Genomic DNA, 13,806 nt, shown 5'->3' with positions numbered 1-13,806 from the left:
TGTTGTTAGCTTTATTCAAAAAATGCCTCTCTATTACTGAGAAGCATCCAATATTTTATACCTATAAATTATTCAAATACCCTCTTCTATCTTGTTTTACAACAATAATGCATCATTCGGGCACAAGCTTGGCTGTGTATAAAACTGAAATTCATCTGCCAAATATATAAAGTATATAGGAATAGTAGTAATTTTTATTAAAAAAGATTATATCATGCCCACATTTGTTGGTAACTCAGTGCGCCAAAATGCTGAGGGAACAGTTTGGAAAGCGATGATATACTCGATTGATTGGTCTGGATTTTTAAAAAGTAAAACCTTAGATGGCCATCTATTAAAAACCATAGAAGATGATGCGTGTATTCAAGGTACACGGCCAGAGTATGTAAAATCTAATGGAAAGTGGTTTATGGCTACCGCCGACTACGGAAATAAATCCAATGAAGTACGTTTGTATGATGTGGCAAAACTTGTTAAAGCAGATAAAACAAGTGAAACTGGCTTAATGTATAAAAAATTTACTTGCTCGCCATGGGTACAAAACTTACACTTTATTGAGAACAAGGGAATATTGGTGCTGATTCAAAACCAAATAGAGGGCCGAAAATGGAGGCTTACCTTTCTTGATCTAAAGAAATCGTTGGCAAGCGGCAAAGAAGTAGTTATAAAAGTTATTGATTCGGATAAAACCGATGAACTAGAGGGGTTTACGCTAACAAATAACGATCACAAAGGCATTGCCGTAAGTTCTTCGCAAAAAATAATGTGAGCCTGATGGATATTTATTGGGTAGAAAATTCGAGCTCTTTAAATAAATTTTAAGTTTATAAATAAGTCGATAAGCGTATGGTAATACACCTATATTGCTGTTACTTTGCTGAGAAATAAAAATTCCCCAATATAGCCATCGCCTTAAAAAGATTCAGGATTTGAATCACCTTAAAGCGTATCTATACCAAGCTTCAACGTATCTTCGCGACCAATTACATCAGCAATGCTGGTTTCACTTAAAACTTTTAATGTGGCATCTCTCACATCGATAAATGCACTTCTAATGCCACAGGTTTTTTCATCAACACACTCATCACATTTGTGATAGAAGTTTAAACTGGCACAAGGAACCATTGCAATCGGTCCATCAGTAACACGCATAACCTGTACCAACAAAATTTCTTCTGGTTTCTTGTTTAAGCTATAACCGCCACCAGCACCTTTTTTACTATAAAGGAAACCGGCGTTGCGTAAATCCAAAAGGATTTGTTCTAAGAATTTTTTAGGGATATGCTCCTCCTCTGCAATTTTTGAAATTTGCATTGGTGGTTTTTCTATATTTTTACCAAGAGCAACGAGTGCTTTAATGGCATATTTTGTTTTTTTGGATAGCATATTTGCACAAAGCTAATAAAAGAATGTAAGATATAAAATATGCGCATAAGGTGTATGATTTCAAAACTCATAAAAGCATATTAAAACATCCGTCAAAATATTATATCTTTAAAACCAAAATACCTTTAAGTGCTCAAGAATATTAAATTACTAAACTTAAGGAATCGAAAAATAAGCATTGAAGCGAAGCTATTTGCCGTATTGTGCCTTTGTTTAATAATAATTTCACTAATAAACATTGTTGCAAATTTTATTATTGGCCTAACATGGGTACTAAACTTGTATATATTCTTAGGTACTTTTGTTCACGCCGCTTTCTATTATTTTGCAATTAAGGGTAGGGTTTCTAACAAAATAAGGTTTTGGTATTTCGTTTACAACATTGTTACAATTGCCCCGGCATGGTTTTTAAACGCCGGATCTTTAGGTTCCACACCCCTTTTTTTCATATTTTACCTGAGCATCGCAATGCTCTCTCTTTCTAAAAAATATAGGGTAATTTTCATCATATTTTTCTTTGCAACCACATCGCTCTGCGTTGCTTTAGAAAATGCTTATCCACAATTGTTAGTGCCATACCCAAGCGAATCTGCAAGAAATTTCGATTTAATTTTTGCCTTTGTGGATATTGCATTGATGATGATCTTCATGCTTGTCGTTTACAAACAAGTAACCGAATTCGATCGTTTTTTACTGCTTAAGAGTAAACAACGATTAGAGGTTTCACAGCAAGAACTTATTATAGCCAAAGAAGCTGCTGAAGCCGCAACAAAGGCAAAATCTAATTTCCTTGCAAATATGAGTCATGAGATTAGAACGCCACTAAATGGAATTACTGGCGCTTCAGAACTTTTAAAGCTTACCAAACTCAATACAGAGCAATCTGAATTATTAAACACACTGCAGGCAAGCAATAGCATCATGATCGATATTGTAAACGATCTGTTGGATATCTCTCGAATCGAAGCCAATAAAATGGAGATTCACAATCACCCTTTTGAGATAAGAAATTGTATAACCGACGCCGAAAATATTGTAAGGCCTTTGTTTTTTAATAAAAACCTGCAACTTATTATAGAAATTAGCGAAAGTGTACCCGAAATTATCATTACAGATGAAATAAGATACAAGCAAATTATCATTAATCTATTAAGTAATGCCGTTAAGTTTACCGAATTTGGTTATGTAAAACTGAGCATAAAATATTCGAGCAAGAATGGAATTAACACCTTAATTTCAGTGTTAAAGGATACTGGAATTGGCATTGACGAGGAGGATATGAAAAAGCTCTTCCTTCCATTTTCTCAAATCAATCCATCCATAACTAGAAAATTTGGGGGAGCTGGATTAGGATTGGTAATCTGTAGAAAGCTGGCAGAAATGATGGATGGTAAAATTTCTGCAATTAGTGAGCCCGGAGGTGGATCTGAATTTACTTTTGCCGTTCCAGTTGAACCTTACTATGCTAACCTTTTATCAAAAAACAAGAACCTTATTACCAATAAAACAACACTTCCTGTGGCAGGCATGCATATTTTAATTGCTGAGGATAATATTTTTAATCAAATTATTACCTCAAAAATGTTAGAAAAATCTGGTTACAAGTATAGTGTTGCTAGCGATGGGTTAGAAGCTGTAGAAAAAACATTAGATGAGCACTTCAACATTATTTTGATGGATATGCAAATGCCCCAAATGGATGGTGTATCGGCAACGATAGAAATTCTTAGGCTTTACGAAACGAAAAACATCATTCCTCCTGTAATTATTGGTTGCAGTGCCAATGCCATGCAACAAGATAAAGATGCTTGTTTAAACGCTGGCATGAAAGATTTCTTAGCAAAACCATTTACCTTAGATGACTTGAGAACAGTTATGATTAAATGGACCAAAACCGACCAACCAGTTTAATCAAACAATCGTCAAAATATTTACTGTAAGAAACAGAATCATTTTTATTTGCGTTTAAAATCTACATTTACGGCAATTCTGCTATTAGATTTATAATGAAAAGAAAACTCAATCTACTTCCCCTACTTATAGTTGCCATCATATTTTTCGCCTTAAATGCATACGTGCTATCTGGTTTAAGCGCCATTAACCATTCCATTTGGCTCGATCGCTCATTTTGGGTCTTTATTATTGCCTTATCGCTTGCCTTAATATATGCTATTACACAAATGCAGGTTAAGGGAATTAATAAGTTTTTCCAAATTGTTGCACATATTTTTTTAATCGTGTTCGCTGCCGAACTTGTATTTGCAATCTTTTTGCTACTAGGCGATATCTATCACCTACTTATTGGTTTAGCCTCAGTTTTTCAACCTGAGGGCTTTCATATCTTAGGGAGGAGTAATTACTGGGTAGATTTTGCATTTGTAATGTTTTGCCTTACTGTGGCCCTTTTTATATACGGCATAACACAAGGTAAATATGCTTATCGCGTTATTAAACACACCTTATATTTCGATGATTTACCTGCCAGCTTTGATGGCTTTACCTTAACACAGATATCTGATGTACATGCCGGTAGTTTTACCAACCCAAGGGCTGTACAAAAGGGAATAGATTTAATAAATGCCCAAAAAAGCGATTTATTTGTTTTTACGGGCGATTTGGTTAATAATGCATCATCAGAAATCGTGCCTTATATTGGCCATTTCTCTCAAATTAAAGCCCCTTATGGGCAATTTTCAGTATTGGGAAATCACGATTATGGCGATTACATCAAGTGGCCAACCGAAGCAGATAAAATTAAAAACCTAGATCAGCTTAAAGCTTACCATAAAGATTTGGGCTTTAAGCTTTTGTTAGATGAACATATAGAACTGCATAAAAACGGAGAGAAAATAATATTGGCTGGAATAGAAAATTGGGGCATTGGCTTTGGAGAAAGAGGAGATTTAAACAAGGCCTTAAAAGGCACATCGGTTAACGATTTCAAAATTCTTTTATCTCACGATCCATCTCATTGGGATGCGCAGGTAAAAAATAATCCATCAAAAATACAATTAAGTTTAGCAGGCCATACTCATGGCATGCAATTCGGAATCGAGGCTTTTGGCATTAAATGGAGTCCTGTAAAGTTTCGTTACAAACATTGGGCAGGCATAAAAACCGAAAACAACAGGTACTTAAATGTTAACCGAGGTTTTGGTTACTTGGGCTTCTCTGGTCGCATTGGAATTTGGCCGGAAATTACCGTTATCGAATTGAAAAGGAAATAAGCTTATACATTGAAAATGAATGTTCAGCATTTCATTGTGAACCTCAGTCCTGCCATTCATTCTATCTTTTGTGAAAAACAAAAGGATGCCATTCCTGTCAGGTTTATAAACAAAAAACTGTGTTAAACACCTAAACCAAATCGAATAAAATCTTATATTGTTGCCTTAAATTATTCATTTTATGAGAACGCTCCTGCTCCTTATTCTTGCTTTTATTTTTTTCGAAACACCTACTATTGAAAAAGATAAAGATAGGTGGAAACCATATTACAGCGATGTAAGCCCAGCTAAAGTAGCCAATAAATGGTTCTTACCTTTCGATGTAGCCGACAGAAAGAAAGTGAGTAATATTAAAATCATCAGCATTTTTGGCGATCACCGCGATAGTTACGTAAAAGGGCATATTCACACTGCAATAGATATAAATCCGGCGAAGCCAAAGGCAGCTTTAATTGCTGTTTATGCCATGGCAAATGGGGTGGTTTGTTCGGTCCATTTAGGCGAAAACCAGCGAACTGTAATAGTTAAACATACTTTGCAAAATGGAAAAACCATGTTTACTACCTACAAACATTTAAAGGAAGTTTATGTTAGTAATGGCCAACAGGTAGAGCCAAACACCAAATTGGCCCGTTTATTTACCAAAGCAGAAAGCAAAAAATATGGTGGCGATTACCATCATCTTCATTTAGAAATCAGAAAAAAATTCGACGATTATGGTTGCGCAAGTTGGTTAACCTTTAACAATGCGCAGTTAAATGAAAGGTTTTACAATCCACAATTATTTATAAAAGAGAATGTAAAATAGCGCTAGGTAAAAAGATCTAAAACTTAATTTTCAATGTACATTTTTGTCTAAACTCATCATTAATCAATCCATCAGGCAGCGTAATTCTTAAACCTTTTGTAGTTTGCTTCCATTTAATATCGAAGTCTTCATCTTCCATTATCAATTCTTTCACCTTCAAGATATCTGTAGATAAAGATTTTATAATGAGCTCTCCATGGTTAAATTCTACGAGTTCGATGTTTAACTCATCTTCTTTACCAGAATAAAAAATAATAGGATTAACCTCATAAATATTTAATGGGTTAAGCAGTTTATCTTTCGTTAAAGGCGTTTTATTCTTGCTAATTGGCATAACTTAGGACTTGATTTAGCGATTAGTTAATTGGTGGAAAATTGTAAGGCATCCAAGTGGCAAATTTCTTCAGCGCTACTTTTGTAGTATCACTAATGGGTATTCCCCATTTTTCGAAAAACGGCGCAACATTTCTTTGTACTACAATTGAATAGGTTTTTGCCCATAAATCTCTCTTCTGTTGATCATCATCCTTCATTCTTTTTTCATTGGCCAACTTTTGGTATTCCCTAAAAAATGCCTTGAATGACTCCCATCCAAAACCCTCTTGTAATTGCCTAAACATGATTAATCCCAAGAAAGGATCATTTTTCCATTTTTCGTAATCTGGACCATCAAGAAAATATTTCTTCATCGATTTTTGGGTGTTTGCATTTGATATCGCACCATGCGCATCATCTCGTCCACCAAGTAATCTATCGAACATGTAGAGCGAAAAGAAATTGCAGCTAACCTCGGTTGTTCCACCGAAAACCCAGTCGAGATTCTGCATATTATGGCCAATCTCATGAAAGAAACCCCAGTTGGCACCACCCTTACTTGGTGTCATTAATAACATTGGGTTGGCCACAACATCGGCAGAAAGCATGCGCCTTGTTGGCGAATGATGAACCATTATTGGGTAGCCGCTGTGCATAAATCCGCCTCCAATATGCTCATCTATAACTATTCTTTGTGCCCTGTAATAAGGTTTATTAATCTGCGCCAGCTCCATTTCACCACCAATAATCAAATCCCAAAGTTTCATCACTTCATCAGGATCACTTACTTTTTTAAGTACCGAATCTGGCAGGGTTAAAATGATGTTTTCGCTTGCCAATTCTCCCCAAGGTGCATTATTTGATTGGAGTTGAACAGCCCATTCTGCTTTAGTCGTTTTACCTAAAATAAAAATTGGAGCCGATATGGCATGTTTAATCAAAATGTTGCTTTCCCAGTTTTCTGCTTTTGGTGAAATAGAAATATAAACCAATCCTCCGAAAGGAGAAGCAACTATATTTTTACCGTTCTTAAGTGCTTGGGTTTTGGTTACAATAGGCATTCTCCGCCAATCTTCCTTACCCGCAACCCATTGATCCAATCGATCTGAATGCGCACCAATTTGAACTTTTAAATCTTTAGTGTTTATGCCCTTTGGAATATCAATTTCTATAAACTCACCCGCAATGGCATATAAACCCGTGCTGTACAAATTATTGTTCCACGGACTAGAGTACTGCATGCGAGAAACGATTCCAATATCGGTATCCTTAATTTTTTGGTGATTGATGTGAACCGTTTTATTTACGAATTTAAATCCTGGTTTCACCGCTCCGGGGAATATCGCTGAAGATGGATGAGGTTTTACTCCTTTAACATCGGAGCTAGTAAGCTGTTTATCGCTCCATTTACTAATTGCTTTTCTAAATTCGACATCTTTAGCTGATAAGGGCTTTTGTGGAGAGATAATTATTGATACTGGATCTGAAGTTTGCGAAAATGACCGAATCCCGAATGCTAGGATTGCTGCAAGCAATAATAATTTCTTCATGATTTAGAGATTAACTAAGATATTATAGGTTTGAAATGCAATATATCTATTTAGGGAAGTTTATCGCTATTTTTCTACACGCAAACGTTTGATTGAAATTAAGGCGAAAACAAAAAATGAAAACAGATTATGTTTTCATTTTTCACAAAATAGATCATAGAAGATTACAAATTGCAATACCTAAATCGAAACAGATTAATTTAAGCGCAAACGTTTGACCTCGTTTAACTTATCCTAAAATGGCGATATTTAACACAGTCAGGAATGCACATTTAAAAGATATTTTAGAAAATACTTTTAATAACGGCTTCTGAAGCAGCCTCGCAGAAATCTATTCCAGAATAATCGGGATTGTAACCACCAATATAAGGAACGGCCATAATGTAAATTCGATCATTTATCTCCCCTTTTTTATTTACAACCTGAAAGTCATCATTAATTGTAATTCCGGGCACATTTAAGTAATATTTTCCATCATCATCCAATTCTACCAATTCATTATCAATATCTTTTTTACCTGCTTCAGCAGATTTAAATTGAAGTCTGGCTGGACTAACCGTTCCGCCTTTTGTAAGACCTTTAAATGGGAAATCCTTAAATGAGAGATGTGGCTGACCAATACAATCTACAAAAGTATCGAAGTGGACTTTTACTTCCTTGCCTTTATCATCAGTATAATGGTAATCTGCACCGCCAGTTTCAATAGGTTCTACTCTACTATCATTACCAACGGTTACAATCTCTAAAACCCCCGCCTCATGTAAGGCCATCAAAATCTTGCAAGAACCTTGTGGCACGAAAGCTATAACAATCGATATTAGCGGCATTAAAACTTTTTGCAACCTTTCCATATCCTCGGCCGATAAATATTTAGCAGGATAATTCATTGCAAAGCTTAAAATTGCAAGGGCTTCTTTCCAATAAATAGATTCTCTTTTTTCTATAGATTTTTCGGCTTCATCATATTCTCTTTTAAACAGTTCAAAAGGATCCATGCTTTCCCGCAAATCCATCATCTTGTTTACGAAATCCTCTAAACTTAAATCCTTTATTTTCTTGTAAAAGCTTGGGTCTTTTTCGATAAATATTTCTTTAAAATTCTTTTCGAAAACATAATCCAAAGCGATGAACCCACCATTTTCCTTGATATTTTTTTTAATTTGGGCTTTCGTTAAGGTTTCATTCTTACCTAAATGCGAATCTTCTAAATGGAACCGAACCGCTGGCAAAAGTCCATTTCTAGAGTGCATAATTAACTTAAAATCTTTACTTTCTTTATCAAGCCTAAATTTTAACTTACCATTTTCGGCTTCCTCAAACTTACCATTTCTTCTTGCCAAGGTTCTAACCGCATCAATTGCGGTTAACGAAGTACCCATTATTCCGACAGGATGATTAATATTTAGCAACAGTTTTTTTGGTGGATAAGGAGAATCAAAATACGCTGGAACTTTACCCTCATATTTTTTAGGCCAGTTATGACCGGTACAAATAATAATCAAATCGCTAGTGCAAATGGTTCCGTCCTCTAGTTCGATCTCTACGGTTTTCTTTTCAGGATAATCGATTATATCCTTAACCACACAATTTAAGTGCACCTTAGTTTTAATGCCCAGTTTCTCTGCAGAATCTTTTAACAAGTTAAATTGAGCTGAAAGATATTCGCCGAAAAACAATCGAGGTAAAACCTTGTACTCATTAAAATTTTCGGAGTTGATATTAAATCTCTTTAGGATATCTTGTGCAGCGATTTTTATCCAATCTTCAATAGAGTTAAAAATGATTGGTATTTCATTATCAGAAACATTCGTAATGTGTTCTTCATTTGCTCCTTCTTCACTGTAAGGCATTCCAGCGCCCAAATAACCTTTGCGTTCGAATATTTCGATTTCAAGACCTTTATGCTTAGATTCTACCAATCGTTTGTACATAAAAAGTCCACTTGGACCGCCACCAATTATTGCGATTCTTTTCTTTACAGCGTTATTGTTCATCTAATTTAAGCGGTTATTGTTTGGCTAATTGCAAATTTATGCTTGTAGCAATTCATATAATCCTTTAAAGTCTAAATTGTTTTAGAAGATGATTAAAATTGATAAATTAAGCAATGTTCGCGATTTTTAGAAACCAAATGTTTACAAACTTGTTAGCAATAGTAAATAAAAAGAGCACACCCTAATTTTCAAAGAAAACAAACAGATAAAGGATGGATGAAAAAGAATTAATGCCAGAACCAAAACTTTACATGCTTTTACTAGGCTCAAAAGCTCCAAAACGCAATGTAGAACAACACGATTACTTTTTCGGCATTGCAAATTCTTTAAAAGAGCTCGTTCCCGCTATAAAGGCATTTTGGCCAGAGGCTGGCAATAGCATCCATGTAGATGGTTGGCGTGAGGTAAATGTGGTTGGCGATTATAGAATAATGGTTAGCTTAAAGACTGAAGACACAAAACCATCCTTAAAAAAATTATTCTTTATTAACCTTGGGGGTTATCAAACCAATAAATTAGCAGAGCAACACTACATTGTCTTATCTGTTAACGATGATCGAGCACATGCTGTTCAAGAAGCTAAAAAATCTGTGTTCTTTAAAACCAATTCATTAAAAGGTGCAAATGCCCATATTGATGAAAAATATGGTGTAGATGTAGATGATATTTACAAAATCGAGGATATCTTAAGTCGGGAGATGAAAGAAAAGTACCAAATCGAAATTACGCCATCATCTAATTTGGCAGAAGACAAAATCCATTTAGGTTATTTTAAATTGGATAAGTTATAATCGATAATAACAAAATTAACGCCTACCACTTCAAACTTCTGAAACCAAACCACACCAACACAGGCTTCGATGTGTTCCGTTTTTCATTTCAATTTATTTCATCCCAACCTCTTAACAGGATAGAGCAGGATGGGAAATCAAAATTAAAACCTTAATCTCGTTTAAATTTTAACCAAGTATAGTGTTGCTCGAGGAAACAGTTCCTCGTGTAATTAGGCTTTATTCGAATTTAATAATCCATCATTAATCCCAATTTTATGAAAAAAGGCTACTTTATGCATTCATTTATCCTGAGAAAGAAACTTCCTTGGCTCATGTAATTCCTCACAGAAAACCCCTAAACGAGCACTCCAAGTAATTTAAAAAATCCAAATACTTTCGAAAGAAATTGTAACCAACAAAACAAATCATCATTTAAGGTAGATAAAGGATTCTTCAATTGCGACTCGCACAACATGCTGCGATAATAAATAACCAAATATTTCTTAATAAAATTAAAACTTATGCATTTTAATTTACCCCCCATTTTTAATCAGCAACGGCACCTATTTAATGGTAAAAGGCTACTCATTTTTAGTCTTTCTGCGCTGTCTTTTGTAGTGCTTAGCAAAACAGCTAATGCTGAAACAAATGTTAGTAAACGAGCAGATCGCTTTTCTAATAACAAATTCGACGATGTTATTAAAGGAAAGGTTACCGATGAAAAAGGCGAAACGCTAGTTGGCGTAATCTTGAAAATTAAAGGAACATCAATTGTAACTACAACAGATGCAAATGGTGCTTTCTCTATTACAGTCCCGACGGGAACAGCTACGCCCACTTTGGTTTTTTCTTACGTTGGTTATACGACACTAGAAATTCCAATTAATGGCAGAACAAATATTACTGCGCAAATGAAGAGTGCAACAAACGATCTTGATGAGATTGTAATTGTAGGCTATAACGCGGTTAAGAAAAGTGATTTAACAGGTTCGGTGGTAAGCGTTGGTGCAGAAGAAATTAGATCGAGGCCTGTTACCAATGCGCTGCAAGCTATCCAAGGAAAAGCTGCCGGTGTGGATATTACCTCAAATGAACGTCCGGGGCAAATTGGAAGTATTTTAATTCGTGGGGTACGATCATTAACGGCAAGTAACTCACCTTTGTATGTTGTAGATGGAATTCCGCTGCAAGCAGGCGGCATCGATGCAATTAATCCAAATGATATCGAATCTATCGATATCTTAAAAGATGCATCTGCGACAGCGATTTATGGTTCTCGTGGAGCAAATGGTGTTGTAATCGTTAATACCAAAAAAGGTAAAGCTGGTAGATTAACGTTAGATTATGTGGGTACGGCTACCATTGAATCGCTAAACGATAGAATGGAAATGATGAATTCTGGCCAATACATAGAGTTTAGAAGAGATGCCTTTCGACGTACCGCTTACTTAAATGCATTAAACGGAACATCAAATACACCAACCTATCCTATTGTACCTACGCAAGCTGATGATAGAAGAATTTTTGCTGGTGATAGTTTTGTATTGGCTAATTTAGATCAAGGTTGGGTAAATGGTGTTTTTGATGGAAGCTTGGTTCCAACTACAGATTGGGGAGATTTAGTTACCCGAACAGGAATTACTCAAGATCATGTATTAAGTGTTAGTGGTGGTACCGATAAAATAAAAGCTTATGGATCTTTCGGTTATTTAAACCAAGAAGGAACGCAATTGGGTCAGGATTTTGAGAGATATAGCGGAAAGGTAAGCATTGAGATTAATCCTGTAAAATGGTTTAAAATGGGCGCAAACCTAACGGCTACATACAGTTTACAAAATTATGGTTTTGTTGCTGCGAGCGCATCAGGTGCTGGAAACATTTATGCAGCAGCACGTGGAATGCTTCCTTTGGCAGTCCCTTTCGATGCAGATGGAAACAGAATTAATCTTCCTGGTGGCGATATTAACATTCAAAACCCAGTATTGGAGGCCGATTACAATATCAATCTTCGTAAAACCTTAAGAACATTAGGTTCTGTTTTTGGAGAAGTTAGTCTTTTTAAAGGCTTAAAATATCGTGTTAATTTTGGACCAGATTTTTCAAATTTCTACAACGGAAGATATCAAGATGCTAAATCCGTAAATCGTGATGCAGGTGTAATTGGATCAGTAAATAATTACGCTCAATTAAATCAAAGCAATCGGTTTGCTTATACACTCGATCATTTATTGTATTATGATAAAACAATCAATAAGCACAATTTTGGCGTAACACTATTACAAAGTTCTTCCATATTTAGGGAAGAATCTTCAACCTTAACAGGAAGTAAAATATCATTACCCAACGCCCTTTGGTATGGCTTAAATTCAGCTAACATTACTGCTTTAGATGGTTTTGGAACTGATTTAAGAAAATCTGCCTTAGTATCTTATATGGCTAGATTTAATTATGCTTTCAACAATAAATATTTACTAACAGCATCTGGCCGTTGGGATGGTGCATCTCAATTAGCATCAGGAAACAAATGGGATTTCTTCCCATCAACCGCATTGGCTTGGCGTTTAGATCAGGAAGATTTTATTAAAAACATTAAGTGGATTAACGAATTAAAATTAAGACTTGGTGTGGGTACAACGGGTAATTCATCTGTAGATATTGGTACAACACTTGGTTTAACACAACCACTTACCTATACTTATGGCAGCTCGGTACAAACCGGTTATGTTGCATCGGATGCATCTCTTGCAAACCCAATTACATTCCCTAACAAATTATTAAGTTGGGAAAAAACCACCCAATATAATTTGGGCTTAGATTTTAGCGTAATTAAAGGAAGAATTAGTGGTTCATTAGATGTTTATAAATCTAAAACAAACGACTTAATTTTAAAGAAAAACATCCCGATTATTAATGGTTACCCGAGTGCATTTGATAACATTGGTTCTACCAAAAACAAGGGACTTGATTTAACCCTAAATACAATTAACGTTAAAACACAAGATTTTACTTGGGAATCTACGCTAAATTTCTCTGTGAGTAAAGATGAAATTATCCAACTTAACGGTGGTAATATGATTAATGATCGCTTTTTTATTGGCGCAAGGAATGGCGTAGCTTACGATTATGTTAAGGAAGGCATTTGGCAAAACACACCTGAAGATTTAGCTGAAATGGATAAATTTAATGCAAACATTTTAGCGGTAGCCAGTAAATTTAGACCAGGCTCCATTAAGATTAAAGATTTAAATGGCGATTATAAAATTGATGCTAATAACGATTTGCAGATTTTAGGGCATTACAATCCAAGCTGGACAGGTGGTTTAACGAATACGTTCAATTATAAAAAATTCGATTTGTCTATTTTTATTGTTGCTCGTTATAATTTCTTAATTGCAACTGGGGCAGAATCTTTACAAGGTCGCTTTGCGCAACGTGTTGTTGATTATTGGACACCAACAAACCCAACAAACGATTATCCTGCACCAAGTTATGCAAGCGCTGCTGGAGATACATTTAAAAGTTCGATGAATTATCAAGATGCTTCATTTATCAAAATAAGAAACATTTCACTTGGTTATAATTTCGCAGAGAATATCGCCAAAAAACTAACCTTATCTAGATTAAGAGTTTATGCACAAGCAATAAATCCAGGTTTAATTTATTCGAATGTTAAATGGATTGATCCAGATTTGGGTGGTTCTACTTTTAACAGAGGTGTAGTATTTGGTATTAATGCAAGTTTTTAAAAGACAA

10 protein-coding genes are annotated in these 13,806 nt (G+C 35.2%); 6 read left to right on the top strand and 4 right to left on the bottom strand.

Annotated elements, in window-relative coordinates:
- The first annotated feature begins 214 nt into the window (after positions 1–214).
- The gene (locus tag EZ449_RS16305; protein WP_131560774.1) at positions 215–769 is read left to right on the top strand and encodes a hypothetical protein; all 555 of its coding nucleotides are present in this window, start codon (positions 215–217) and stop codon (positions 767–769) included.
- A 170-nt stretch (positions 770–939) separates the two neighbouring features.
- Here EZ449_RS16305 and EZ449_RS16300 read toward each other — a convergent pair whose 3' ends face one another.
- Positions 940–1,386 carry an RrF2 family transcriptional regulator gene (locus EZ449_RS16300; protein WP_131560772.1) on the bottom strand — a complete coding sequence of 149 codons (447 nt, stop codon included), beginning with the start codon at positions 1,384–1,386 and terminating at the stop codon, positions 940–942.
- Positions 1,387–1,665: 279 nt separating this feature from the next.
- On the opposite strand from EZ449_RS16300, the gene EZ449_RS16295 reads away from it, so the two are divergent.
- The 3 genes from EZ449_RS16295 (at position 1,666) to EZ449_RS16285 (ending at position 5,421) form a co-directional block, all read left to right on the top strand.
- The gene (locus tag EZ449_RS16295; RefSeq protein WP_131560770.1) at positions 1,666–3,297 is read left to right on the top strand and encodes an ATP-binding protein; all 1,632 of its coding nucleotides are present in this window, start codon (positions 1,666–1,668) and stop codon (positions 3,295–3,297) included.
- A 95-nt stretch (positions 3,298–3,392) separates the two neighbouring features.
- Positions 3,393–4,613 (top strand): metallophosphoesterase, encoded by a 1,221-nt coding sequence (locus EZ449_RS16290; RefSeq protein ID WP_165499794.1) that lies wholly within the window; start codon positions 3,393–3,395, stop codon positions 4,611–4,613.
- 181 nt (positions 4,614–4,794) lie between these two features.
- Positions 4,795–5,421, top strand: coding sequence for a M23 family metallopeptidase (locus tag EZ449_RS16285; RefSeq protein WP_131560768.1), 627 nt, complete (start codon positions 4,795–4,797; stop codon positions 5,419–5,421).
- Between the two features lie 16 nt (positions 5,422–5,437).
- On the opposite strand, the gene EZ449_RS16280 is transcribed toward EZ449_RS16285, so the two are convergent.
- The 3 genes from EZ449_RS16280 to EZ449_RS16270 all read right to left on the bottom strand — a co-directional run bounded on the left by EZ449_RS16280 (position 5,438) and on the right by EZ449_RS16270 (position 9,280).
- A complete protein-coding gene (locus tag EZ449_RS16280; RefSeq protein WP_131560766.1) occupies positions 5,438–5,755 on the bottom strand; it encodes a hypothetical protein in 318 nt (105 codons plus the stop codon).
- 22 nt (positions 5,756–5,777) lie between these two features.
- Positions 5,778–7,286 carry a M60 family metallopeptidase gene (locus EZ449_RS16275; protein WP_131560763.1) on the bottom strand — a complete coding sequence of 503 codons (1,509 nt, stop codon included), beginning with the start codon at positions 7,284–7,286 and terminating at the stop codon, positions 5,778–5,780.
- Between the two features lie 284 nt (positions 7,287–7,570).
- Positions 7,571–9,280: an FAD/NAD(P)-binding protein gene (locus tag EZ449_RS16270; protein WP_131560761.1), complete on the bottom strand. Its 1,710-nt coding sequence runs from the start codon at positions 9,278–9,280 to the stop codon at positions 7,571–7,573.
- A 212-nt stretch (positions 9,281–9,492) separates the two neighbouring features.
- Between EZ449_RS16270 and EZ449_RS16265 the strand changes: the two genes are divergently transcribed.
- Together EZ449_RS16265 and EZ449_RS16260 are read left to right on the top strand one after the other, a co-directional pair.
- Positions 9,493–10,071, top strand: a complete 579-nt coding sequence (locus tag EZ449_RS16265; RefSeq protein WP_225872345.1) for a DUF1543 domain-containing protein — start codon at positions 9,493–9,495, stop codon at positions 10,069–10,071.
- A gap of 503 nt (positions 10,072–10,574) precedes the next feature.
- Complete coding sequence (locus EZ449_RS16260; RefSeq protein ID WP_131560759.1) at positions 10,575–13,799, top strand: SusC/RagA family TonB-linked outer membrane protein; 3,225 nt, start codon at positions 10,575–10,577, stop codon at positions 13,797–13,799.
- The last annotated feature ends 7 nt before the right edge of the window (positions 13,800–13,806 follow it).

The sequence above is a fragment of the Pedobacter frigidisoli genome (assembly GCF_004331675.1).
GTDB lineage: Bacteria > Bacteroidota > Bacteroidia > Sphingobacteriales > Sphingobacteriaceae > Pedobacter > Pedobacter frigidisoli.
Note: the sequence above shows the minus strand (reverse complement) of the source record. Positions and strands in the feature narration are given on the sequence as shown.

Bases quoted from the DNA above. Each gene is read 5' to 3' on its own strand.
- EZ449_RS16305 (WP_131560774.1), top strand. From the start codon at position 215: ATGCCCACATTTGTTGGTAACTCAGTGCGCCAAAATGCTGAGGGAACA.
- EZ449_RS16300 (WP_131560772.1), bottom strand. From the start codon at position 1,386: ATGCTATCCAAAAAAACAAAATATGCCATTAAAGCACTCGTTGCTCTT.
- EZ449_RS16290 (WP_165499794.1), top strand. From the start codon at position 3,393: ATGAAAAGAAAACTCAATCTACTTCCCCTACTTATAGTTGCCATCATA.
- EZ449_RS16285 (WP_131560768.1), top strand. From the start codon at position 4,795: ATGAGAACGCTCCTGCTCCTTATTCTTGCTTTTATTTTTTTCGAAACA.
- EZ449_RS16280 (WP_131560766.1), bottom strand. From the start codon at position 5,755: ATGCCAATTAGCAAGAATAAAACGCCTTTAACGAAAGATAAACTGCTT.
- EZ449_RS16275 (WP_131560763.1), bottom strand. From the start codon at position 7,286: ATGAAGAAATTATTATTGCTTGCAGCAATCCTAGCATTCGGGATTCGG.
- EZ449_RS16270 (WP_131560761.1), bottom strand. From the start codon at position 9,280: ATGAACAATAACGCTGTAAAGAAAAGAATCGCAATAATTGGTGGCGGT.
- EZ449_RS16265 (WP_225872345.1), top strand. From the start codon at position 9,493: ATGGATGAAAAAGAATTAATGCCAGAACCAAAACTTTACATGCTTTTA.
- EZ449_RS16260 (WP_131560759.1), top strand. From the start codon at position 10,575: ATGCATTTTAATTTACCCCCCATTTTTAATCAGCAACGGCACCTATTT.